We start from the raw sequence: 22,018 nt of genomic DNA, 5'->3' as shown, positions 1-22,018 counted from the left end.
TACACCGAGGCAAACAATATGCGAAGATGACGAGAGGGCCTCATGGATTTCACTTCCCTCTCCGATCTTCTTCATAAAACGTTTGGCTTCTCCGAATTTCGTACCAATCAGGAGCCCGTCTGTCGTGCCGCGACTGAAGGTCGTGATGTTTTGCTGGTTATGCCGACAGGAGCAGGAAAAAGTTTGTGCTACCAACTGCCTGCCCTCGCACGTGGCGGTACCGCACTGGTGATCTCCCCGTTGATTGCGCTCATGGAGGATCAATCCGCAAAGTTGGCCGCACTTGGGCTGCAAACAGCACGCATCCACTCTGGTTTATCGCGAGAGGAGTCTCGCCAAGCCTGCCGCGATTACCTGAACGGAACCCTGCAGTTTCTCTTTATCGCCCCGGAGCGCATGCGCGTGCCTGGCTTTCCGGAGATGCTGGCCAAACGCAAACCCAGCCTGATCGCGATCGACGAAGCGCACTGCATCTCGCAATGGGGCCATGACTTTCGCCCGGACTACCGCATGCTCGGAGAGTATCTGCCTTCGCTGCGTCCTGCTCCGGTCATGGCGCTGACTGCAACTGCCACTCCCGAGGTACAGCGTGATATTGCCAGCCAGCTTCGCCTGCAAAATCCATCGCTATTTATTCATGGCTTCCGACGGCATAATCTGGCCATCGAAGTAGTCGAGCTTTCTAAGCCGCGCCGCAACCAGTTCACCGTCGATCTGCTGAAGGTGGAAGAGAACCGGCCTGCGATCGTCTATGCGCCTTCGCGCAAAGCCGCCGAAGAACTAGCTTCACAACTTGGAGGGAGAGCAGCCGCTTACCACGCCGGGCTTGATCCGGCGACGCGCGAGCGAGTGCAGCGTCATTTCCTTTCGGGCCAGCTGGAAATAGTCGTTGCCACGATCGCCTTCGGCATGGGCATCGACAAATCTGACGTTCGCACAGTGATCCACACGGCTCTACCCGCGTCCGTCGAGGCCTACTACCAGGAGATTGGACGAGCAGGACGCGACGGGAAGCCCTCTCGAACCGTACTGCTGCACTCCTTCGCCGATCGCAAAATGCACGACTTCTTTCTGGAGCGCGATTACCCTCCAGCCACAGAGCTTGCACGGCTGGCTCGCATCTTGACTGAAGAGTTCCAAACTCCTGAGGTGCTGCGAAAGGAGCTCCGGCTTGATCTTGAGAGCTTTGAGCGCGCAGCGGAGAAGCTGATCGCGCAAGGGGGAGCCGTAGCCGATATAGCAGAAAATCTTCGTGCTACCGGCCAGAACAACTGGCGTTCCGGGTACGAAGCACAGCTTGCCTTTCGCCGCGCGCAGATCGAGAGGATGGCACGTTTCGCAGAGACTCCACAGTGCCGCATGACTGCTCTGATTCAGCATTTTGGCGATACAACGGATGGTCTTCGCCCATGCGGACACTGCGATTTCTGTTCTCCTGAGCGTGCACAAGCACAGACGTTTCGCCAACCGACCGCACAGGAGAAGAGACAACTCCGTTCCATTCTGCGTGCACTCGACGGAGCAGCGCCACGAGCGACCGGAAAACTTCATACTGATCTCGCACTGGGAATCGATCGCAAGCAGTTCGATGCTTACCTGAACGCGCTCACTCGCGCCGGTCTAATTACCTTGACGAGCGACACCTTTACCAACACCGAAGGCAATGTCATCAACTTCAAACGCGCCTCCCTTACCTACGAGGGACGAACGCGTGATGAAGGAGATGACCTTACAGTCCTGCTTACAGAGGAGATAAAGGATACTGCCGCCCCCAGACGCCGCTCAGGGAGTCACAGAAAGAGGCGACCCAAGACCCTAGCCCGCAACTAGGATGCAACAGAAAGGCGCTCGCGAACCTGCTCCCAGGTTCGACGAATTCCCTCTTCGAGACTGGTGGTGTGGTGCCAGCCAAGGGAATGCAGACGGGTGACATCCATCAGCTTGCGTGGAGTTCCATCGGGCTTGCTTGCGTCGAAGACGAACGAGCCTTTGAATCCCAATACGAGAGAGACTGTCTCGGCCAACTCGCGAATCGTAACGTCCTCGCCAGTGCCGATGTTAATCAAGGGCGGCTCGTTCTCGGTCAGGAGAGTGTTGTAACGCTCGTCTTCTAGATTCATCAGAAAGACGCAGGCTTGAGCGAGGTCGTCAGAGTAGAGAAGCTCGCGACGAGGTGTACCAGTACCCCAGACTGTGACGCTTGACGCATTGGTACGGATTGCCTCGGCAGTCTTGCGAATGAGAGCCGGGAGAACGTGCGAGTTAGCAAGGTCGTAGTTATCGCCAGGACCATAAAGATTGGTCGGCATGGCTGCGAGATATTGCGTCCCATACTGACGGTTATAGCTCCAGCACATCTCGATTCCTGCGATCTTCGCTAACGCATAGGGACGGTTCGTCGGCTCCAGCGGGCCGGTCAGCAGCGAAGACTCTGGCATCGGCTGCGGAGCCAGCTTGGGATAGATGCAGGAAGAGCCGAGAAAGAGCAGGCGCTTCACCTGGTTCTGATAGCCGGCATCGATGATGTTGGTCTGCAGGACGAGGTTGTCGCGAATGAAGTCTGCGGGATAAGTATTGTTCGCGAGGATGCCGCCGACCTTCGCCGCAGCAAGAAAAACATACTCCGGCCTCTCTTCCGCAAAGAAGTTGTTAACTGCGGTGGAATCCAGCAGATCGAGTTCGGCGCGTGGACGGGTGATGACCTTGGTGTATCCGAGTCGCGTTAGTTCGCGATGGATAGCAGAACCGACGAGTCCGCGATGACCGGCGATGAAGATGCGAGAGTCTTTGTTCATAGGGAGGCTCGTATCCTGATTTTAACTTTCGCGAACGTTGTAAGCGTCGAAGCCATGCTTCCGAACAAGAGCATCGCGCTGAGCCGCTTTGAGATCAGCTTCCACCATTTCATCGACGAGTTGCTCGAAGCTGGTGCGGGGAGTCCAACCAAGCTCACGCTTAGCCTTCGAAGGATCACCAAGCAGTGTCTCAACCTCAGTCGGACGGAAGTAACGCGGATCGATAGCAACGATAGGCTTCCCATTTCTATCGAACGCTTTCTCTTCGACACCGCTCCCCTGCCATGTGAGGTCCAGCTCGAGCCGTTTTGCGCAGCGATTAATGAATTCACGTACGCTGTACTGATGGCCAGTGGCGATGACGTAGTCCTGCGGCTTCTCCTGCTGGAGCATCAGCCACTGCATCTCAACATAGTCGCGGGCATGGCCCCAATCGCGCTTGGCATCCAGGTTCCCCATATAGAGAGTGTCCTGTAGACCAACCTTGATCCGTGCAAGACCGCGTGTAATCTTGCGGGTCACAAAGGTCTCGCCACGCAGGGGCGACTCGTGATTGAAGAGAATGCCGTTGCAGGCAAAGATTCCGTAAGCTTCACGATAGTTCACGCAGATCCAGAAGGCATACATCTTCGCCACAGCGTAGGGCGAACGCGGATAAAAAGGCGTCGTCTCGCGTTGTGGAATCTCCTGGACAAGACCGTAGAGCTCTGAGGTTGATGCTTGATAAAACTTCGTCTTCTTCTCAAGTCCCAGGATGCGAATCGCTTCCAGCAAACGAAGCGGCCCGATGGCATCGGCATCGGCCGTATATTCGGGCTGTTCGAAGGAAACCTGTACGTGAGACTGGGCACCCAAATTGTAGATCTCATCCGGCTGCACCTTTTGCACGATATGAATCAGCGATGAAGAATCCGTGAGGTCGCCATAATGCAGGATGAAGTGAGGATTCGGCTGATGCGGGTCTTCGTAGAGATGATCGATGCGATTCGTGTTGAACAGCGAGGTACGGCGTTTGATGCCATGAACCTCATAGCCTTTAGCGAGAAGAAACTGGGCAAGATACGCTCCGTCCTGGCCGGTGACTCCTGTAATCAGGGCTCTCTTCAAAACGTCTGTTCTCCTTAGGCTCCGGGGTGGGCTAGATTCAGTTTATCTGATCGATGAAATCAGTTCTTCAATATCGCGTTCAAACTGTTCGAGCACTTGCTGCTTCCCCAGGTGGTTGACCGCATAGCGACGAGCGTTTACGCCTAACTTAGCGCGCAACGTAGGGTCTTCGATAAGTTCTTCGACCGCTGCGTACAACGCTGCTGGGTCTTCTGCGGGAACCACAAGCCCGCAGGCTTCATCAGCCGAATCCCCGCTGACAACGCGGGCGACCTGCGTACCTGCATCCGCAGTCGCAATCACTGGACGTCCGCTCGAAAGCATCCCTGTCAATTTGGAAGGCATGACCAGGTCGGCCGCTCCTGCTTTCTGCGGTAACAGGTGAATATCAGCAGCATTGAGCAGATCATTCAACCGCTCAAGGGGCTGCAATGGAAGCAGAGTTACGTTGGATCGATTGGCTACGAGCGATTCAAGCGTTGGTCGGAAGGCACCATCGCCGCAGAAGACAAAATGGACGCGCGGGTCTTTCTCAAATAAAGCGGCCAACGGAGCCAGCAGTTCAAGCCCCTGTTTGGCCCCCATATTGCCTGAGTACAACAGAATGATCTTGCCTTCCAGGCTAAGTTCATGCCGGAAGGAATTTGGAGTATCGGGGTCCTGCGGATGGACAGCATCGATATCGACCCAGTTCGGAAAGAGTGTGACCCGATTGGAAGGAACCCCCTTCGCCTCAGCCCGCTCGACCATCTTGCTCGAGATACTTGAAACGCGAGTGAAGGCCCGGGTAAAAGCTTTCTCCAGACCAAGTGCGATCGAATGAACCGGGCCATGGGCCGGGAGCAGGCCGAGATCGAAGGCAGCGTCGATCTCAAAGTCCTGCACATGCAGCCACGACGCGGCACCCGTCACCTTCGCTACGAGCACCGCAACTGGAGCCCCGAAAAAAGTCGGCTCTACCGTAAAAACCACATCCGGACGCCAGAAACACTGCCGAAACATGATAGGAAGACTACCCAGCATGAAGGAGAACAAGTGCGCCATCCGCTTCAGACCAGACGGTTTCGCTGGAACATAAAGTGGCGTGCGATAGACCAGCGGTTCGCCAAAATGGCGTTCGGTCCTATAAAGAGTGCCGCGATAGTCCTCGCGGATGCTCCACGCAGGATAATAAGGGGGTGCCGTGACGACACACACCTCGTGCCCGCGCCGAGCAAGCCAGGATGCCATTTCGCCTGTGTATTTTCCGATCCCTGTCAGTTCTGGGGAGTAATTAAGACCGTAGATCAGGATTCGCACTTACAACAGTTTACCGAAAGTGTTTCTCTGTATAGCCTCTCCGTGCCGCAACAGAAGTTGTATCCTCAATCCTGGAAGAGATGGAACACGCCTGGCTCAGTCGCATGAAGCAACATCCTCTGGCGGTCATCGGAGCAGCGTTGCTGATTCTATTTCTAATCTGCGCAGTGTTCGCTCCCATCCTCGCCCCCAAAGATCCCGCCGCGCTTGACCTGCATGGTCGCCTGCTTGGACCGAATGGGGCCCACTGGTTCGGAACCGATGAGCTTGGCCGAGATATCCTCTCGCGTACCCTCTATGGCGCGCGTATCTCCCTCATCGTTGCAATCAGTGTCGTCGGACTCTCGCTCGCCATCGGTCTGGTTGCCGGATGTCTGGCTGGCTTTTACGGAGGCTGGCTCGATACCGTCATCAACATCTATGTAATGAACGCGTTCCTTGCTCTGCCAGGGATTCTTCTCGCCATCGCGTTTGTCGCCTTCATGGGCCCGGGACTGGGAAATGTCATCATCGCGCTCGCCATCTCCGGATGGGTAGGTTACGCTCGCCTCGTCCGCGGACAGGTCATGGCAGTCAAAGAACGAGAATTCGTGGAAGCCGCCCGCGCGCTTGGCGCCTCGGACATCCGAATTCTTGCAGCCCACATACTGCCCAATATCCTTCAGCCCCTGATCGTGCAGGCCGCTATCGGAATGGCAACCGCAGTCATGGCCGAAGCCACGTTGAGTTTCCTGGGGCTAGGAGTACCCCCACCAGCCGCAAGCTGGGGCTCGATGCTGAACGATGCCCGCTCCCACCTCTTCGATTCACCGCACATGGTCTTCTTCCCCGCCATGGCGGTGATGCTCTGCGTTCTTTCGTTCAACTTTATTGGGGATGCACTGAGAGATTACATGGACCCGCGCACGCGTCTTCGAGAGGGGTTATAACCCTCTCTCCCATACAAGCACTAGATTTTTATTGATTCACGCCGCTGGCGAGGAATCCGCCATCAACCACAAGGATCTCTCCCGTCACAAAGGTCGAAGCATCGCTGGCAAGGAAGATCGCCGAGCCGACAAGCTCCTCGGTCTTTCCGAAGCGACCCATGGGAGTGCGCAAAAGCAGTTCCTTACCGCGCTCACTCTCATCCAGCAGCTTCTGGTTTAGTGCCGTACGAAAGATTCCCGGGGCAATCGCATTCACTGTCACTCCTCGGGAACTCCACTCCACCGCAAGTGACTTCGTCAGCGCACCAACCGCCGCCTTGCTGGTCGCGTAGGCCGTCACTTCCTTAAGAGAGACAAAGGTATTGAGCGAAGCGATGTTGATGATGCGCCCATAACCGCGCTCCAGCATGTGACGGCCGAAGATCTGGCAGGCACGCAGCGTCCCCGTCACATTGGTATCCATAATGTCGTTCCAGGTCTCTTCCGAGACCGTCAGCGTCGGCTCACGCTTAATCTTTCCAGCGGAGTTGATGAGGATATCGACCTTGCCAAACTCCTTCAACGTCCCCTCAAGCAACGCCTCCAGCGAACCACGGTCCCCTACGTCCGAGGTCAGTCGAAGAGCCCGGCGACCCTTTGCTTCAATAGCCTGAGCGGCCTCTTCCACCTGTTCAGCGCGGCGGGAACTCGCCACAACATCCGCTCCCGACTCAGCAAGACCAATGGCCATGGCCAATCCAATCCCTGAGGTTCCACCTACAACAACCGCTGTCTTTCCGGTCAGATCAAACAATGGATGCGCCATGGTACGTCCTCTCCTGCCTTGATTCGTTATATTTTTGTTGAAAGCCCTTCCAGAATACTGCTTACCACTTCATCTGGAGCCCGATCATTCACTATACGCAAAGCATCCGCCGGTGGCTCAAGGGCCTGAAATTGGCTCTGCAATAGATTTGGGTTCATGAACTCATGATGACGTGCTGCCAGACGTTCTGAGATCAATTCCTCAGAGCCATCCAGCCACACAAAACGGAGAGCCTCAGAAGGAATCCCCAGCGAGAGCGTCACGCGATACTTCTGTTTCAGCGCCGAGCAGGCCAGCACACCGCTCTTGCCTTCGTCATGCCAACCGCGCATCAGGCGATTCAATATCTCCAGCCAGGGTTCGCGGTCTTCATCATTCAAGGGATGCCCGGCTGCCATCTTCTCCTTATTGGCGGCAGGATGATAGTCATCCGCATCGGCAAAAACCGCTCTCATGCGTTCGGCAAGCCGTTCGCCAATCGTGGTCTTGCCTGACCCGCTAACCCCCATCAGTACAACGATCATCCGTTCCAGAATATCCTCTCAGCGACTACTTCGCCGCTACCGGCCCAGAAATACAGGACGGATGTGTCGATCGAAGAGATTCGTGGTTACGTTCCTTGCCACGCTCTCCTCGTTCGCCTCCAGGGCCTTTAGATAGCGATCTCCCATCTTCGCCGCGACCTTGAAACCCACATGCAAAAGCTGACGAAGGCTTGGGTTGTATGCAGCATTGCTTTGCTCATGCCGCAGGGCGGAGACAAACTGTTCGCTCGTCCATCCGTTTACTGCGTCAGGCGTCGGTAGCTTCGCTGGGTCGATGTCGATAACCGTTGCATATGGAGCACACAGCTCTTCACGATGACCATAGGCTTCGCGATACACCTCTTTCGCGATCTCAAGCCCCTGCCCACCTGCCTCGGCAAGACCAATCAACTCCTCCAGCCAAGTTGTTCCCGCGGTCTTCAGGTGAACTCCCGCTCCCGTCGAGGTCACAGTATCGTGGATGGATTTGTAAATCGAAAATTTGTCTGAACCGGAATGGACACTCAGTTTTAGATTGGCAGGCAAACCATATTTCTTCACCGCAAAAGCAATCGCTGCGATGTCCTCGCGGAACTCGCGAGCAAACTGAGCGACGTCGCCGACATAATCCACACCCTTGTTGAATCGTCCGGTGAACTTCGGCGCGATCGTCTGAATAGGAATCTTCTCATCAGCAATCGCAGCAAGAATAATCAGCAGCTCTACTGGAGTCTGCGGAGAGTCCGTCTCGTCCATCGAAACTTCAGGGATAAAGTTCCCCTCTCCCTTTTTCTCCACCAGAAATCGATAGATCTTGCCTGCGTCCTGTACCGCAGCAAGAAACTTATTCGCCACTCCAGCCACAAAAGCCTCATCCGTGTGGAAAGGCTCGGAGATTCCCGGAATCGTCACTGCCCCAATCAACTCAGGATGACGCGAAACGAACGCCTTCACATCCGCCGGATCAGCCGGTTTGCCGATCATATCGGCAACATCCAGGGTGAAGAAATCGCATGGAGCAAGAAACCGCTCAACTGTATTGAGGTTGATGTGGTCCGCATCCAGGTAATAGGCGGCTTTCCATCCGAGCTCTTTCACCGCTATGTCGGCAGCCTTCCGCGTCTGCGAGGGCTCACTCCCAATGATGTTGTGCTCCCTGTTCGACTTATTCCAAACAGGCGCAACCTCTAAACCGGCATCCTTCGCCTTGATGCATGCAGCAAGCTGCGCTTTGGCCTGGTGGGCGAACCGGTCGCCTACCCCTATGGAAAACCTCGGGAGCTGTTTCATTTTTAGTGTCATCCGTTGCAGCGCATATTGGTCCAACCACTCAGACCAGCCTAAGAATACCTACATCTCTCCCAAGATGCAATGTCATCTCAAAAAGACCAACCTTCAATGTGTCATTTCGATTGAGGCTGTCGTCACCAGACGGAAGCGAAGTAGCCTGCGCGGCGAATCGAATGGGAGAAATCCCCGCATTTCATCTTCCAGATGGCTCCTAATCCTTAAACCGCCCTCGATACGCCCACAACCCAAGCCCTGGATTCGAAATGTAGAAGATCTCTTCGCCATCCACCACATTCCAGCCATCCTTCAGAACATCCGGATTGTATTTTTTGCTGTACTCAGCCAGATCGCCATACTGGAAATGAACGCTTTCAATTTCCTGCTGCGTCAGGTGTCCAGGACAGTAACGAATAGTGAAGCGTCCCTCCGAAGATCCATGAATCAGATGCGCCGCAGCACTCAGATTCCCCGCCAACGCAGGATCTTCTTTAACGACTTCCAGCGTTCGCGGAGTTCCGCAGTAGCCATACTTGCGAATCAACTTGTCGATAGCTCCATCTTCACCAAATTCATGCACACCCGGTGCAAGTACGATCAACTCCGCGCCGTCGGCAAGCGCCATGCGTGTTCGGTAGACGCTCTTATTTCCCAACCATGTGCTACGAAACTCATGAGGATCAAGGAAGACTACGGCCTTCTTGATCTCACGGTCCAGCATCTGAAAATTCACCTTGAGCGAAAGCTCAGCTGCAAGATTGAAGCACTCCACATCGTCGCCGATATAAAGCCCGCGAACCACCAGCTTTCCATCCGTATTCTTCCCCACCACCGTCTGCACATAGACAATCGGCAGGGTTTTCGCGAAGTGATCGCTGGCATAGTTCAACACACGGCGTACAGGCGTATCGGCCCGCCCCATCATGCGCTCCATTCCATAAACTGCTCCCAGAAAGTGCGAGCGATGAATCCCCATCGAACCGCCTGTCCCCACAAAGATGTTCTTGTTGTAGTTCGCCATGCCTACCACTTCGTGGGGAACCACTTGTCCAATCGAAAGAATCAGATCGTGTCCACCATCCCGAAGCAGTTTGTTCACCTGTGCAGGCCAGGTGTAATCTACCTTTCCTTCCGACACCTCGTACAAAAACGCTCCAGGAACTTCGCCCAATGTCACAACATCGTTGCGCCAGTCATGCACACGGAAAAGATCCCGCGGCGTCGAGCCATACATCGTGGCAATCTCCGAATCGGTCATCCCCTTATGCGTGCCAAGCGCTGGAAGAACATCCTTCAAACGGTTGCCATAATATTGCCAGGCCAACTCCGTCAGAACCCCGGATTGCGAATGAAACCGCGTAAAGTCTGGAGGAACCGCAAGAACTCTGTTCTTATTGCCAATTGCATCCAACGCAGAGAAGAGGGCGGCACGAAGATCCTCCACCGACATCTCGGTGGTCGGACTTCCAGCGGAAAAATAGAGGCTCATGAGAGTTCATCTTACGCCGTCGCCCAACGTGGTAAAACCAATTTTAGAGAGACCTAAGGAGCAGACGACATGACGGAGCAGGACCTTCAACTGACTCTCCCTGACGGTACAGCAGACGCCGTACTCTTTACCCCAGATGCCGATCATCCGCTCCCCGGAATACTCTTTATTCCCGATATCGGCAGTATTCGGGATACGAAACGCCAGATGGCTCGCCGCCTCGCCGCCGAAAGCTATGTCGTGCTCATGCCGAACGAGTTTTACCGGACCAGCCGCCCTCCAGTCTTTTCCTTCCCTCGCAAATCTGGCGACCCCGCAACGACACAGCGCATAGCAGAACTGTCCGCCCCTCTGACCCCGGAAGCTCTCGGCAAAGATCTTGCCGTCTATCTCGATACCTTGGCTGCACACACCTCTGGAAAGAAGATCGGGGTTGTCGGTTTCTGTATTGGTGGAGGGATCGCTTTACGCGCTGCTGCCGTCCGACCCGATCTGGTCGCAGCAGTCGCATCCTTCCATGGCGGCGGACTCTACAAGGCCAACTCTCCTGCCAGCCCTCATCTCGTCTTGCCCAAGGTGAACGCTCGTCTTTACTTCGGTCATGCCACCGACGACAAGAGCATGGATGCCGATGCCATCATGGAATTGGTAAAGGCGCTTAAGGCTTGGGGTGGGCGTTTCGAGAGTGAGATCTATGAAGGATCACATCATGGCTGGACCGTTCCCGACAACCCCGCCTACAACCAGCCTCAAGCCGAGCGGGCATACGCCAAGCTCATAGAGCTCTTTCGAGAGACACTCTCCTAAAAAATAAGGGGGGAAAGGCAGACAAACTAGGGATACAACAGAACCGCAATGTTGTAGCCGCTGAACGAACCACTTGCGGAATCCTGGCAGGCTCCTACGACTGCCTGACGGTATTGTCCTGATCGGATCTGGCTCTTAAGACGGCTCGGCAGCTGATCTAACCGGTCGGCACTATAGCGCATGATGTACCAAGGTTTGTTGGCTCCCGGAAAACCAGAATCCATCTTGCACGCCAACCGCGCTTGGGCTTGCGAAGAGGTCGTCCCATTGGCCCCAACCTCCAACCCGGCCTTTGTCAGAGTCTGTGCGACTGCATCTTCCTGCTGATCGAAACTCAAAGACTCTACCGTTGCAGCGAAATCTTCTACGGCATAGAACTGGCCGTTTCTGTTCACAACCGCAATTCCAACCGAGTTCACCTCAGGATCCAGCAGGTTCTCGCGATGCCCCTTCGAGTGCATCCACAGCTCATGAAACATCGCGGAGTTCGGTGCCTCTCCAACATTCTCCGAGATCAGTGAAAAGCGCACTCCCGCCCGCGAACCTCGTTCCGCCAGATCAGGTTCGCCGGCAAACTGATGCGAGATATCCTCACGGGTTGCCATCTGCAACGCATGAAACCGCGCTGCCTCCGCCAAAACCGGATCATAGCGAAGCTCTGGAATTCCACGAGCGACACGTTCCCGATTAGCTGCGGCAAACAAGCTCTGCTCCGCCGTCATCGTCGGCCGAGGCATTGGCGTTGGAATCGACGCAGCCAATAAAGGGGTCGAAACCGCGAGCGCTAGAGTCAGAACGAAAGTAACCATTGCGAGCGACATCGCATATGATTTCGCTCGCTGAATCAAGCTTAACCGGCCTGGATTATTTCGCTTCATCTGCATGAATCAACAAGGATTGCCGATAAATTCGTCATCGACCATCCCTCATACAAATGTTAGGAAGCGGAATACACAAAAGTAATACAACTTTTGGGGGATGCGCCCGGGATTTCTGTCCCCATGCCCGTTTTGTGCTACCGTCGCTCGAGAGATGTCAGCGACCGACGCAGCCCGTCATGTTCCTGCTGCTTCCCTGCAGGGAACCCTTACTATTGATGAGCGGGCAAATCATTGTTTTGGATGTGGTTCGGCCAATCCGCAGGGACTGCATCTGGCCTTCTCCACCGATGCATCAGACCCGCAGCACCCTACCGCAGCCGCCAATTTTCAGCTTGATCGCGCCCACGAAGGCCCGCCCGGATACGTCCACGGCGGTATCGTCGCCACCCTGCTCGATGAGGCCATGAGCAAGCTCAATCGCCCCCTCGATCTTCTTGCCGTAACCCGGCACATGGAGATCGATTATCTCCGGCCAGTTCCTCTCTACCAGCCTCTAAAGGTGACCAGCCGCCACCTGCGCCGCGAGGGACGTAAGCTCTTTCACCAGGCTGAGATTCTGTCTCCCGATGGAACCGTGCTGGCCTGCGGACAAGCTATCTTCATCGTGCTCGATCCTGCCATGCTCGCACGCGCCGGTTTCACCCAGCCAGAAGAGTGATCCACACCTCCGCCGACGGATACGCTAAATCGACTCTTCTTCCCAATATCCCTGGTCCCGCAAAAAGTATCCATCGTTCCAGCTATGCAACATGGTCTTGAAGAACATCCAGACCATTCTGCCGTGCCCCAGCTTTCGGAACCGCCGATTGGTCGTAAAGATCTTTCCGTGCACGATCTTGAAACGTGCCCTCGCCACTCCCTTGGAAAGCAGGTAGTCCTCCGCAAACAAGGCGTACTCGTTGAATCCTCCCAATGCCCAGAAGACCTCGCGGTCGAACAGCATAAACATCCCTGTCGCGAACGGCTTCAGAAACGACCCCACATACTGCATAAAGTTATTTCCCGCATAGAGCAGGTCGTCGAAGAAGTTTCCCTCACGGCAGGCAATGTTGGTGGTCACCAGGTGTAGCTTCCTTCGCCGCATCCGCCACAGGGCACGACGCAGCAAAGTGGGCTCTGCAAGCTCTACATCAGCATCCAGAAACAGAAGGTATGGCGTCGTAGCCAGGCGTGCACCCGCGTTCCTCCCCACGGATGGGAGTCCTCCCTCAATCACCTCGACCCGCAGGCGATCGCGAAAGCTCAGTGCCACCTCCACTGTTCCATCGGTCGACCCGGCATCCGCCACAATTACCCGGGTCTCAGCCATCCCCTCATAATCCTGTCGGGCCAGGGACTTCAACAACCTGGGCAACATCTTCGCTTCATTCTTAGCCGGAATCACGATCGTCAACTCAGCGCTCATGGAAATCCCCCGTCCCCATGAGCTTGAACCGCTCCATCGATAGCTTTGTAAACAACGGTTTAATTCTCTGCGAATCCAGAATGAACAACCTTCAATGATCAATGGATGATTCATGCCTACCCATCCCATTTCGTCACTATCGGTTCCCTCGGCTCCCTTCATCCTTCATTCATAAAAACTGCTAAACTTAAATCTCTCGCGGCTCACCCTCAAAATTGATCAGAACCGCGGCTCCCAAGGAGAATCGTCATGGCAGACCACACCTCAAACGGCAACCTCGGATCCTCTTCTCTCCGCCTCAAGACCGGCCTCGCCGAGATGCTGAAAGGTGGCGTCATCATGGACGTCATGAACGTCGAGCAGGCCCGCATTGCCGAAGAGGCCGGAGCCACCTCCGTCATGGCGCTCGAGCGCGTTCCCGCAATGATTCGCGCTGAAGGCGGAGTCGCCCGCATGGCCAACCCCAAGCTCATCAAGCAGATCATGGGAGCCGTCTCCATCCCCGTCATGGCCAAGGCCCGCATCGGCCACTTCACCGAGGCCCAGGTTCTGCAGGAACTTGGCGTCGACTTCATTGACGAGTCCGAGGTCCTCACCCCTGCTGACGAGACCTATCACATCGACAAGCACGCCTTCACCACGCCCTTCGTCTGCGGAGCCCGCAACCTCGGTGAGGCCTGTCGCCGCATCGCTGAAGGCGCAGCCATGATTCGCACCAAGGGCGAAGCCGGCACCGGCGATGTCGTCCACGCTGTCCAGCACATGCGTCAGATTGTCCGCGAGATGAAAGCCCTTACCGTCCTCGACGAGGCCGAGCTCTACAACCAGGCCAAGGTCCACCAGGCGCCCTACGAACTCATCCGCATGGTCGCCAAGACCGGCAAGCTCCCCGTTCCCAACTTCTCCGCCGGTGGTATCGCCACCCCGGCCGATGCCGCTCTCATGATGCAGCTCGGCGCCGAGGCCGTCTTCGTTGGCTCCGGAATCTTCATGAAGGAGCGCGCCACCCCGCTCGACGTCGAGAACAACCCCAAGGAGCGCGAAGAGGCTGTCTCCCGCGCCAAGGCTATCGTCATCGCTACTACCCACTACAACGATCCCAAGATCGTCGCCGAGGCCAGCGAGCAGGTCACCGGAACCATGAAGGGCCTCGCCGCTGCCGCTCTCGAAGAATCCGAACTCCTCCAGACCCGCGGCTGGTAACTGGTAACAATAGTTAGAACGCCACCGAAAGCTTACTCGGTGGCGTTTCTTCTTTAAGTCGAAGTATCAAACATCTCTTAAATTCTTCTTACCACCTTTTCGCGCCATTCTGGTGCGTCTCACACCCATCCTCCATCGATCACATGGCTCTGGTTCGTAATCGCCGAGCTGTCATCTGACGCAAGAAACAGCACCAGCCGTGCTACTTCTTCCGGAAGAATCATCCTCTTCAACGCCTGTCGCGACAGAACCTCGGCCTTGTACTCCTCCGTCAGCCACAACCTCTTTTGCCGTTCAGTCAGGATGGCTCCGGGCAACACGCTGTTCACTCGGATATTGTCCTTCCCGACCGTATGGGCCAACGTCCGGGTCATCCCCACAATCGCCGCCTTCGCCGTCACGTACACGGGAACTCCGGTTGAAGGAATCACCCAGCTGATCGAGCTCATGTTGATGATCGATCCCCTACCACTCTTCTTCATTGAAGGAATCACCGTTTGAGCCATAAAGAACTGCTGTTTTAAGTTGATCGCCATCAGCTCATCCCAGGACTGCGACGTCACCTCTTCCACCGTATGCCGGGTATCATTGCCCGCGTTGTTCACCAAAACATCGATCTTCGGGTGCAGAGCGACGATCTCCTTCATCGTGCGATCTAAATCTTCCATGTCGGCCAGATTGCAGTGACGATAGACCGGCGCTACCTCCACTGTCTTCTTCAGCCGTTCAATGAGCTGCTTTGCAGCATCATCCTGAATGTCCAGAAACACAACCTGCGCCCGTTGCAGCGTAAAGGCTTCAACAATAGACTCACCAATTCCGCTGGCACCTCCCGTTACCAGAACCACCTTGCCTTCGAGGCTCGGATAACTTGCCGCTCTACTTGCCATTCTTGAAAGACCTCCGCCTTACTTCCGCAAAGATATCGCATTCATCTTTCCTCTCACAGGAATCTGTCATCCTGAGCGAGCGGAGCCAGTTGAAGAGCTCACCCTGAGCGAAGCCAAGTGGGATCTGCGTTTCACACCCTATATCCATAACGGAGTCACGTTCCTATAAAAGTGTCATTTCGACCGAGGCTGGCGTCACAGACGGCAGCGAAGTGGAGAAATCCCCGCATTTCGCTTTCCAACAAATCCGGGCGTCCCATCTTCGTCCACTGCTCGTCGTCATTTCGAGCCGTAGACGAAGAATCCCTGTATCGATGGGAACCCACCCGCATCATCGTCAGCCACCCTCAAAAAGACATGTGTCATCCCAACTTAAGTAGAGAAATCGACTGTCAAGCCCTCTCCTACGCTATCTTCAAGATAGGAAATGATTTGCCCACTGCAAAATTACTCCCTCCTTTTCTCTATACTTAATAAATAGGAACAGTCTCATAGGATCAATCTCAACATCAGACGAGAGATCCCAGCTCATGAAGTACGGGGCTAAGTTCCATCTTTGGAATACTTTGACACCAAACAGATAGGGGGAGGGGGACATGGCGGAAGGTCACAACACAGGGCTCATCATCGGCGTACTTGCCCTACAGGGAGCCTACGATGCCCATGCCCAGACCCTCCGTCGTCTCGGAGCCACCTCGCGGCTTGTCCGCCTCCCCTCCGACCTTGAAGGATTGGACGGTCTCATCATGCCCGGTGGGGAGTCCACCACCATGCTCCGGTTTCTGGAGCAGCGCGGCTTCTTCGAGTTACTGAAAGACTTCGTCCACTCCACCCCAACCTTCGGAACCTGCGCCGGAGTTATTCTCCTTGCCAAGGACGTGGTTCATCCCGCCCAAAAATCCCTCGGAACACTCGATATCACCGTCGAGCGCAATGCCTATGGGCGCCAGGTTGATTCCACCATCCTCCAGGCCGAATCAAAACTCCCCGGCGCTCCCCTGGAGATGGTCTTCATCCGCGCCCCACGCATCACCCGCACCGGAAAAGAAGTCGAAACCTTGGCGACGCGTGGCGGCGACCCCGTTCTGGTCCGCGAAGGACACCTGCTGGCTGCGACCTTCCACCCGGAGCTTGGACACGATACTCGCGTCCACCAACTCTTCCTGGATATGGTGCGTCAGTATAAAAGAACTACCAACAAGAATGTGTCATCCTGAGCGAGCAGAGCGAGTCGAAGGATCTGCGGTTCTAAAGGACGGAATCAGTTAACTCGATCTCCAGCGACGCGTTCCCAGCCAGATCACGATCGCAAGAAATTGGGCACAGAGGGTCCATTCGATAGCGATTCCGATGGTGGAGTGAACAAAACTCTCCCCTGCAAGAACGATCAACAGGATCGACAACACAACAAGGCTCACCCACACGAGTCTGCTTCCGTAATGAGTAGCAGTCGTCGCAGGAGACACACGCTTCGCCGGCACCTTCGCCGCCACCCGAGCGGCAAAGTCCGCCGGAATGGCCCCTGAGAGATCGGGCATACGCTCCAGCTCTCGCTGAATCTGAGCATCGAGAGCCTGCACTTCAAACGGATTCATCTCGTCACCGGACACGTCGCCCTCCCCTGCGCCTGTTGCAACCGCCCGCGCAGCTTTTTTCGCCCGCGATGCAGATGCGTTCGAATCGTTCCAATCGGCATGTTGAGTGCCGCCGCAATCTGTTCATAGCTTCGCTCCTCCTGATGGTAGAGCACAAGCACTGTGCGCTCGATGCTACTCAGCTCCTGCAGCTGCTCTTCTAAAAGAAGACGAAATTCACGTGTCTCCATCTGCTGTTCAGCATTCTGAGCAGGATGTTCAAGCCGGTCTTCCCAGGCGTTGGTCTCCTCTGAGATGGAAACCAACGGGCGCTCCTGACGTTTGCGTCGTTTCCACTCGTTCTGAGCGACGTTGACGGCGATGCGATAGAGATAGGTGGTCACGAGCGACTCTCCGCGAAAGTTAGGCAGCGCCCGATAGAGCCGGAGAAAGACCTCCTGCGCGAGATCCTCCAGATTTTCGCGACTCCCTGTCATTCGATAGATGGTGCGGAAGACCATTGCTTGATGGTCTCGCACCACCTGCTCGAAGCTAAGATCAAGGCTCACGAAAAACGTTAGACCTCACAAAGTGCCGAAAGTTTCAGTACGAAGAATGAAACTTAAATATCGCCCCGTTGTCTAACGCTGGCAGAAAGGAAGAAGCCTTATGGAAGTCTTCAATAGCCCCTTTATCATTCCCATCGGAGCCTTCGCCGTCGCTATCGTCGCCATTATCAGCGGCATCTGGTCCAATGCCCACAACAAGCGCATCCGTGCCGATCAGCGCATGGCCATGCTCGCCCGCGGCATGTCCATCGAGGACATCGAGAAGGTCTTGGGTCAGGTTCGCGAGGAGGAAATTCCCCCGAAAGACCCTCTCCGCAGTCTGAGCAACGCACGTCGCGCCGGCATCATATTGGTCTCTTCAGGAATTGGCCTGATGCTGTTCTTTATTGCCCTGTGCGTGATCGTGAGTGAACGTAATGTCCTCGCGGGAGCCGCCGTCGGGCTCATTCCGCTGGCCATCGGCATTGGCTTCTTCGTCGACTACAACCTGCAGAAGCGCGAACTCTCGCGCTTCGGCATGGAGATCGAGCCGGACCAGTCTCACTAACTCAGTCCCAGGCCACCATCGACCGTAAGAATCTGTCCAGTAATAAATGACGGAGCAGTTGCAAAGAACAATACAGCTGTCGCGACGTCGGCAGCTTTTCCATTTCGCTGCATCGGCGTCTTCCGGGCAAAGTGTTCGTAAGCCTCTTCGATCTCGCCCTGGACGATCATTCCAGGAGCCACGCAGTTCACACTGACCTCCGGAGCCCATGCCTTCGCCATCACCTGCGAAAGCATGTGCAGCGCCGCCTTCGAGGTGCAGTAGTGGCCATGCGTGGCCCACACATGCATCCCTCCCAGCGAGCCGATGTTCACAATCCTTCCCTGCGCCGCCCGTAGATGTGGCAGCGCCGCCTGGGCCACCAGGAAAGGGGCGCGCGTATTCGTTGCGAAGATCGTATCCCACTGTTCGACCGAAATCGCTTCGAGAGCGGCCGACTCAAACATCCCTGCATTATTGACCACAAGGTCGAGCCGGCCAAACTGCTCGACTGTGGATGAGACCGCATTCTCGATGTCCGCAGGCTCGCGAAGATCGCAGCGGACCGCCAGTGCCTCGACATCATGCGCAGCCAGATCGCGAACCGTCTGCTCGGCTTCCGCCTGCGAGTCGCGATAGGTGATCGCAACATCGGCTCCCTGTTCCGCAAGGGCAAGCGCGATCGCGCACCCAATGCGCCGGGCCGCACCGGTCACCAGCGCGGCCTTTCCTGCAAGAGGCTTCATGCGGTCACTGTCCTATTGCTGCGGCGCAGGCTGCTGCGCCGAACCGCCAGACGAAGAATTCGAGGGCGGCGTGGAATCGGGCTTCGAAGGCTGAGGAGCACTCGAATCCGGCTTCTGGCCAGAAGCCTTCGGGCGGACCGGCTCCTGGACCCCCCACTTCCGCGAAGAAGCCTTCCCGTCGTTATCTACATAAGAGGAAACCTGCTCGCGGGGGCGCAGCATCTCAATCTCGATGTTGTAGGCCGTATCGTCTACCTGATAGTCCTTGGCAAACGTCGCATACCCGTTGGCGATTACCTGCACCCGCACCAGAGAACCGGTGGGGATGATGTCGATCGTCGCTTTGCCATCCGGATCTGTCTTGACTTCAAGATTGCCGATGTCTTTGCCATCTTTAAACGGATTGAAGATGACAGCAGCGTTCATGATGGGTTTGCCATTGAACTTCTTCTTGACCTCGACGGTGATCTTTGAGGTTTCCGGCGGCGGTTTGTACTTTCGGCCATGCCGTTCTGGAGATTGTTCAGCCAGCAGAACAGAGGCCGTCAGGATCACAGCGATGCAGACAGGAAAGAAGCGAAACAAGACACGGCGAGACAACATCATGGGCGTTATTTTACGCCCTCCAGTGGAGCGGAGCACGAAACTGTCTTCCGCAAAAATGTTTAGATTGTTTTCCATTTATATTCAGCCACTTATAAAGTAATCAAATTGACCCTGCGCGACTTTCACTCAGATTTCATCTCCCTGAGTTGACATTCGCAAATGGGTATCCTATCGTTAGCAATCGGAAGAGTTGAGTGCTAACCAACTGCAATTTCCCTCCTCGATTCAGGGCATTCAGGGATACGGTACTAGCAATTCCAACAGCTTGCACCGGCCAGGGCGAACGATCGCCTAGAAGGGTCGATGCGTGATTTCACCTTGAAGAGGTCTTCTCTTCGGGGAACCAAACCGCAATAAGGAGAGGTAACAATGGCGAAGACGTTTACACCGCTGCACGATCGTATCCTGGTCCGCCGTGTGGAAGAGAGCGAAACAGTTCGTGGCGGCATCATCATCCCCGACTCCGCGAAGGAAAAGCCCCAGCAGGGCGAGGTGATCTCGGTTGGCAAGGGCAAGTCGAACGACGAAGGCAAGGTCTTCCCGCTTGACGTCAAGGCTGGCGACCAGATCCTCTTCGGCAAGTACTCCGGTACCGAGATCAAGCTCGATGGTGAAGAGCTCCTGATCATGCGCGAAGAGGAAGTCCTCGGCATCCTCAAGTAGGACTGCGCATCCAGCGGTACGCGGCTTCGCCGCATTTCCGACTGGAATGGACTCAAAAACGAATTCAGCAATAACACAAACTTTTCGCCGGCTACTGCCGGCAACAGGAGTAAGCAATGGCAAAGCAGATTCTGCATGGAGAAGATTCCCGTCAGGCAATCCTGCGTGGCGTCAATACGCTCGCTGACGCTGTCAAGGTGACTCTCGGTCCGAAGGGCCGCAACGTCGTTATCGAAAAGAAGTTCGGCTCCCCCACCATCACCAAGGACGGCGTGACTGTCGCCAAGGAGATTGAACTGGGCAATGCACTTGAGAATATGGGCGCACAGATGGTGCGTGAGGTTGCGTCGAAGACTTCCGACGTTGCCGGTGACGGCACCACCACTGCGACTGTTCTGGCGCAGGCCATCTACCGCGAAGGAGTTAAGACTGTCGCCGCCGGTGCAAACCCGATGGCATTGAAGCGAGGCATCGACAAGGCCGTTGAGGCCATCATCGGTAAGCGCGACGAGCACGGCGTGGTTCAGGGCGGCGCTCTGAGCAAGCTGTCGAAGCCCGTTTCCGGCGACATGATCGCCCAGGTCGGAACCATCTCGGCTAACTCGGACGCTCAGATCGGAACCATCATCGCCGAGGCAATGAAGAAGGTCGGCAAGGACGGCGTGATCACCGTCGAAGAGTCGCGCACCATGGAGACGCAACTCGACGTTGTGGAAGGCATGCAGTTCGATCGCGGTTACCTCTCGCCCTACTTCGTCACCGACGCAGAGCGCATGGAAGCTGCCCTCGAGAACCCCTACATCCTTATCTATGAGAAGAAGATCTCTTCGATGAAGGACCTGCTCCCCCTGCTCGAGCAGATCGCCCGCACGGCCAAGCCGCTCGTCATCATCGCAGAGGACGTGGACGGTGAAGCCCTAGCTACCCTGGTGGTCAACAAGCTGCGTGGCACGTTGAACGTCGCTGCCGTCAAGGCTCCTGGCTTCGGCGACCGCCGTAAAGCTATGCTGCAGGATATCGCGATCCTCACGGGTGGCAAGGCCATCACCGAGGACCTCGGCATCAAGCTCGAGTCTGTCAAGATCGAGGATCTCGGCACCGCCAAGCGCGTCACGATCGACAAGGACAACACCACCATCGTCGATGGCGGCGGCAAGGGAGCGGAGATCGAAGGGCGCGTGAAGGAGATTCGCGCTCAGGTCGACAAGACCACCTCGGACTATGACCGCGAGAAGCTGCAGGAGCGGTTAGCCAAGCTGGTTGGCGGAGTTGCCGTCATCAAGGTCGGTGCTGCAACTGAGACCGAGATGAAGGAGAAGAAGGCCCGTGTCGAAGACGCGATGCACGCAACCCGTGCAGCCGTTGAAGAGGGTATCGTCCCCGGTGGCGGTGTCGCTCTGGTTCGCGCAGCTTCGGCTGTCGACGACGTCATCAAGTCGCTCGAAGGCGATGAGAAGATCGGTGCATCGATCATCCGCCGCGCCATCGAAGAGCCGCTGCGCATGATCGTCTCCAACGCAGGCGAAGAGGGCGCAGTCGTCATCGGCAAGATCCACGAGTCGAAGGAAAACAACTTCGGCTACAACGCCGGAACCGGCGCCTACGAGGACTTGGTCAAGGCCGGCGTCATCGACCCAACCAAGGTCACCCGCACTGCACTCCAGAACGCGGCCTCGATCGCTGGCTTGATGCTCACCACCGAGGCCATGATCTCCGAGATTCCGGAGAAGAAGGAAGCCCCGGCTGGCGGCCATAACCATGGCGGCGGCATGGACGGCATGTACTAGTCCTTATTCATCACAAAGAAAAGCCCCCGGATCCGGGGGCTTTTTCTTTCTTGTAAAAATCGCTTTTCACCAGAAATGTTCTATGCTGTTGGCGTTACATCATTCCAACGCATTCTGCTCATCTAA

23 protein-coding genes are annotated in these 22,018 nt (G+C 55.9%); 9 read left to right on the top strand and 14 right to left on the bottom strand.

Going from position 1 to position 22,018, the window contains the following annotated elements; all coding sequences use genetic code 11:
* Positions 1 to 42: 42 nt before the first annotated feature.
* Positions 43 to 1,830 carry a RecQ family ATP-dependent DNA helicase gene (locus H7846_RS08265; protein ID WP_186695976.1) on the top strand — a complete coding sequence of 596 codons (1,788 nt, stop codon included), beginning with the start codon at positions 43 to 45 and terminating at the stop codon, positions 1,828 to 1,830.
* Here H7846_RS08265 and H7846_RS08260 read toward each other — a convergent pair.
* Genes H7846_RS08260 through H7846_RS08250 form a run of 3 tightly spaced genes read right to left on the bottom strand, consistent with a single transcriptional unit; the run spans position 1,827 to position 5,201 of the window.
* Positions 1,827 to 2,795: a GDP-L-fucose synthase family protein gene (locus H7846_RS08260; protein ID WP_186695975.1), complete on the bottom strand. Its 969-nt coding sequence runs from the start codon at positions 2,793 to 2,795 to the stop codon at positions 1,827 to 1,829. The genes H7846_RS08265 and H7846_RS08260 overlap by 4 nt on opposite strands.
* Positions 2,796 to 2,816: 21 nt before the next feature.
* On the bottom strand, positions 2,817 to 3,902 hold the full coding sequence (gene gmd, locus H7846_RS08255; protein WP_186695974.1) for a GDP-mannose 4,6-dehydratase: 1,086 nt from the start codon (positions 3,900 to 3,902) through the stop codon (positions 2,817 to 2,819).
* 42 nt (positions 3,903 to 3,944) lie between these two features.
* Positions 3,945 to 5,201, bottom strand: a complete 1,257-nt coding sequence (locus H7846_RS08250) for a glycosyltransferase WbuB (protein WP_186695973.1) — start codon at positions 5,199 to 5,201, stop codon at positions 3,945 to 3,947.
* Positions 5,202 to 5,305: 104 nt separating this feature from the next.
* On the opposite strand from H7846_RS08250, the gene H7846_RS08245 reads away from it, so the two are divergent.
* A complete protein-coding gene (locus tag H7846_RS08245; protein WP_186696263.1) occupies positions 5,306 to 6,130 on the top strand; it encodes an ABC transporter permease in 825 nt (274 codons plus the stop codon).
* Between the two features lie 28 nt (positions 6,131 to 6,158).
* On the opposite strand, the gene H7846_RS08240 is transcribed toward H7846_RS08245, so the two are convergent.
* The 4 genes from H7846_RS08240 to H7846_RS08225 all read right to left on the bottom strand — a co-directional run bounded on the left by H7846_RS08240 (position 6,159) and on the right by H7846_RS08225 (position 10,235).
* On the bottom strand, positions 6,159 to 6,935 hold the full coding sequence (locus H7846_RS08240; RefSeq protein WP_186695972.1) for an SDR family NAD(P)-dependent oxidoreductase: 777 nt from the start codon (positions 6,933 to 6,935) through the stop codon (positions 6,159 to 6,161).
* Positions 6,936 to 6,961: 26 nt separating this feature from the next.
* Positions 6,962 to 7,459, bottom strand: a complete 498-nt coding sequence (locus H7846_RS08235) for a gluconokinase (protein ID WP_186695971.1) — start codon at positions 7,457 to 7,459, stop codon at positions 6,962 to 6,964.
* 36 nt (positions 7,460 to 7,495) lie between these two features.
* Positions 7,496 to 8,749, bottom strand: a complete 1,254-nt coding sequence (locus H7846_RS08230) for a tagaturonate epimerase family protein (protein WP_255460944.1) — start codon at positions 8,747 to 8,749, stop codon at positions 7,496 to 7,498.
* A gap of 211 nt (positions 8,750 to 8,960) precedes the next feature.
* Entirely contained in the window at positions 8,961 to 10,235 is a 1,275-nt protein-coding gene (locus tag H7846_RS08225; protein WP_186695969.1) for a lactate racemase domain-containing protein, read from the bottom strand.
* A gap of 69 nt (positions 10,236 to 10,304) precedes the next feature.
* Between H7846_RS08225 and H7846_RS08220 the strand changes: the two genes are divergently transcribed.
* On the top strand, positions 10,305 to 11,042 hold the full coding sequence (locus H7846_RS08220; protein WP_186695968.1) for a dienelactone hydrolase family protein: 738 nt from the start codon (positions 10,305 to 10,307) through the stop codon (positions 11,040 to 11,042).
* A gap of 26 nt (positions 11,043 to 11,068) precedes the next feature.
* Here the strand turns inward: H7846_RS08220 and H7846_RS08215 are convergent, their stop codons facing one another.
* Positions 11,069 to 11,863, bottom strand: a complete 795-nt coding sequence (locus H7846_RS08215) for a CAP domain-containing protein (protein ID WP_186695967.1) — start codon at positions 11,861 to 11,863, stop codon at positions 11,069 to 11,071.
* Positions 11,864 to 12,074: 211 nt separating this feature from the next.
* Between H7846_RS08215 and H7846_RS08210 the strand changes: the two genes are divergently transcribed.
* A complete protein-coding gene (locus H7846_RS08210; protein ID WP_186695966.1) occupies positions 12,075 to 12,581 on the top strand; it encodes a PaaI family thioesterase in 507 nt (168 codons plus the stop codon).
* A gap of 24 nt (positions 12,582 to 12,605) precedes the next feature.
* Here H7846_RS08210 and H7846_RS08205 read toward each other — a convergent pair whose 3' ends face one another.
* Positions 12,606 to 13,328 (bottom strand): glycosyltransferase, encoded by a 723-nt coding sequence (locus H7846_RS08205; RefSeq protein ID WP_186695965.1) that lies wholly within the window; start codon positions 13,326 to 13,328, stop codon positions 12,606 to 12,608.
* A gap of 249 nt (positions 13,329 to 13,577) precedes the next feature.
* Here H7846_RS08205 and pdxS point away from each other — a divergent pair, with 249 nt between their 5' ends.
* Positions 13,578 to 14,531, top strand: coding sequence for a pyridoxal 5'-phosphate synthase lyase subunit PdxS (pdxS, locus tag H7846_RS08200; protein WP_186695964.1), 954 nt, complete (start codon positions 13,578 to 13,580; stop codon positions 14,529 to 14,531).
* Between the two features lie 119 nt (positions 14,532 to 14,650).
* Here the strand turns inward: pdxS and H7846_RS08195 are convergent, their stop codons facing one another.
* A complete protein-coding gene (locus H7846_RS08195; RefSeq protein ID WP_186695963.1) occupies positions 14,651 to 15,421 on the bottom strand; it encodes an SDR family NAD(P)-dependent oxidoreductase in 771 nt (256 codons plus the stop codon).
* Between the two features lie 596 nt (positions 15,422 to 16,017).
* Here H7846_RS08195 and pdxT point away from each other — a divergent pair.
* A complete protein-coding gene (gene pdxT / locus H7846_RS08190) occupies positions 16,018 to 16,638 on the top strand; it encodes a pyridoxal 5'-phosphate synthase glutaminase subunit PdxT (protein WP_186695962.1) in 621 nt (206 codons plus the stop codon).
* 48 nt (positions 16,639 to 16,686) lie between these two features.
* On the opposite strand, the gene H7846_RS08185 is transcribed toward pdxT, so the two are convergent.
* A complete protein-coding gene (locus H7846_RS08185; protein WP_186695961.1) occupies positions 16,687 to 17,016 on the bottom strand; it encodes a hypothetical protein in 330 nt (109 codons plus the stop codon).
* Entirely contained in the window at positions 17,013 to 17,564 is a 552-nt protein-coding gene (locus H7846_RS08180; protein WP_186695960.1) for an RNA polymerase sigma factor, read from the bottom strand. The genes H7846_RS08185 and H7846_RS08180 overlap by 4 nt, the downstream gene beginning before the upstream one ends.
* Before the next feature lie 100 nt (positions 17,565 to 17,664).
* On the opposite strand from H7846_RS08180, the gene H7846_RS08175 reads away from it, so the two are divergent.
* Positions 17,665 to 18,111: a DUF6249 domain-containing protein gene (locus H7846_RS08175; RefSeq protein ID WP_186695959.1), complete on the top strand. Its 447-nt coding sequence runs from the start codon at positions 17,665 to 17,667 to the stop codon at positions 18,109 to 18,111.
* Here the strand turns inward: H7846_RS08175 and H7846_RS08170 are convergent.
* Both H7846_RS08170 and H7846_RS08165 read right to left on the bottom strand, forming a co-directional pair.
* The gene (locus tag H7846_RS08170; RefSeq protein ID WP_186695958.1) at positions 18,108 to 18,836 is read right to left on the bottom strand and encodes an SDR family NAD(P)-dependent oxidoreductase; all 729 of its coding nucleotides are present in this window, start codon (positions 18,834 to 18,836) and stop codon (positions 18,108 to 18,110) included. The genes H7846_RS08175 and H7846_RS08170 overlap by 4 nt on opposite strands.
* Positions 18,837 to 18,848: 12 nt before the next feature.
* The gene (locus H7846_RS08165; RefSeq protein WP_255460941.1) at positions 18,849 to 19,442 is read right to left on the bottom strand and encodes an Ig-like domain-containing protein; all 594 of its coding nucleotides are present in this window, start codon (positions 19,440 to 19,442) and stop codon (positions 18,849 to 18,851) included.
* 369 nt (positions 19,443 to 19,811) lie between these two features.
* On the opposite strand from H7846_RS08165, the gene H7846_RS08160 reads away from it, so the two are divergent.
* Both H7846_RS08160 and groL read left to right on the top strand, forming a co-directional pair.
* Positions 19,812 to 20,105, top strand: a complete 294-nt coding sequence (locus H7846_RS08160) for a co-chaperone GroES (RefSeq protein WP_022845622.1) — start codon at positions 19,812 to 19,814, stop codon at positions 20,103 to 20,105.
* 116 nt (positions 20,106 to 20,221) lie between these two features.
* Positions 20,222 to 21,892 carry a chaperonin GroEL gene (groL, locus tag H7846_RS08155; RefSeq protein ID WP_186695957.1) on the top strand — a complete coding sequence of 557 codons (1,671 nt, stop codon included), beginning with the start codon at positions 20,222 to 20,224 and terminating at the stop codon, positions 21,890 to 21,892.
* The last annotated feature ends 126 nt before the right edge of the window (positions 21,893 to 22,018 follow it).

Origin of the sequence: Edaphobacter sp. 4G125 (assembly GCF_014274685.1) — a bacterium.
In the GTDB taxonomy this organism is placed as follows: Bacteria; Acidobacteriota; Terriglobia; order Terriglobales; family Acidobacteriaceae; genus Edaphobacter.
Note: the sequence above shows the minus strand (reverse complement) of the source record. Positions and strands in the feature narration are given on the sequence as shown.

Bases quoted from the DNA above. Each gene is read 5' to 3' on its own strand.
- H7846_RS08195 (WP_186695963.1), bottom strand. From the start codon at position 15,421: ATGGCAAGTAGAGCGGCAAGTTATCCGAGCCTCGAAGGCAAGGTGGTT.
- pdxT (WP_186695962.1), top strand. From the start codon at position 16,018: ATGGCGGAAGGTCACAACACAGGGCTCATCATCGGCGTACTTGCCCTA.
- H7846_RS08220 (WP_186695968.1), top strand. From the start codon at position 10,305: ATGACGGAGCAGGACCTTCAACTGACTCTCCCTGACGGTACAGCAGAC.
- H7846_RS08235 (WP_186695971.1), bottom strand. From the start codon at position 7,459: ATGATCGTTGTACTGATGGGGGTTAGCGGGTCAGGCAAGACCACGATT.
- H7846_RS08265 (WP_186695976.1), top strand. From the start codon at position 43: ATGGATTTCACTTCCCTCTCCGATCTTCTTCATAAAACGTTTGGCTTC.
- groL (WP_186695957.1), top strand. From the start codon at position 20,222: ATGGCAAAGCAGATTCTGCATGGAGAAGATTCCCGTCAGGCAATCCTG.
- H7846_RS08245 (WP_186696263.1), top strand. From the start codon at position 5,306: ATGAAGCAACATCCTCTGGCGGTCATCGGAGCAGCGTTGCTGATTCTA.
- H7846_RS08240 (WP_186695972.1), bottom strand. From the start codon at position 6,935: ATGGCGCATCCATTGTTTGATCTGACCGGAAAGACAGCGGTTGTTGTA.
- H7846_RS08160 (WP_022845622.1), top strand. From the start codon at position 19,812: ATGGCGAAGACGTTTACACCGCTGCACGATCGTATCCTGGTCCGCCGT.
- H7846_RS08225 (WP_186695969.1), bottom strand. From the start codon at position 10,235: ATGAGCCTCTATTTTTCCGCTGGAAGTCCGACCACCGAGATGTCGGTG.
- H7846_RS08230 (WP_255460944.1), bottom strand. From the start codon at position 8,749: ATGAAACAGCTCCCGAGGTTTTCCATAGGGGTAGGCGACCGGTTCGCC.
- H7846_RS08260 (WP_186695975.1), bottom strand. From the start codon at position 2,795: ATGAACAAAGACTCTCGCATCTTCATCGCCGGTCATCGCGGACTCGTC.
- H7846_RS08185 (WP_186695961.1), bottom strand. From the start codon at position 17,016: ATGAATCCGTTTGAAGTGCAGGCTCTCGATGCTCAGATTCAGCGAGAG.
- H7846_RS08170 (WP_186695958.1), bottom strand. From the start codon at position 18,836: ATGAAGCCTCTTGCAGGAAAGGCCGCGCTGGTGACCGGTGCGGCCCGG.
- H7846_RS08165 (WP_255460941.1), bottom strand. From the start codon at position 19,442: ATGATGTTGTCTCGCCGTGTCTTGTTTCGCTTCTTTCCTGTCTGCATC.
- H7846_RS08215 (WP_186695967.1), bottom strand. From the start codon at position 11,863: ATGTCGCTCGCAATGGTTACTTTCGTTCTGACTCTAGCGCTCGCGGTT.
- H7846_RS08210 (WP_186695966.1), top strand. From the start codon at position 12,075: ATGTCAGCGACCGACGCAGCCCGTCATGTTCCTGCTGCTTCCCTGCAG.
- pdxS (WP_186695964.1), top strand. From the start codon at position 13,578: ATGGCAGACCACACCTCAAACGGCAACCTCGGATCCTCTTCTCTCCGC.
- H7846_RS08175 (WP_186695959.1), top strand. From the start codon at position 17,665: ATGGAAGTCTTCAATAGCCCCTTTATCATTCCCATCGGAGCCTTCGCC.
- H7846_RS08205 (WP_186695965.1), bottom strand. From the start codon at position 13,328: ATGAGCGCTGAGTTGACGATCGTGATTCCGGCTAAGAATGAAGCGAAG.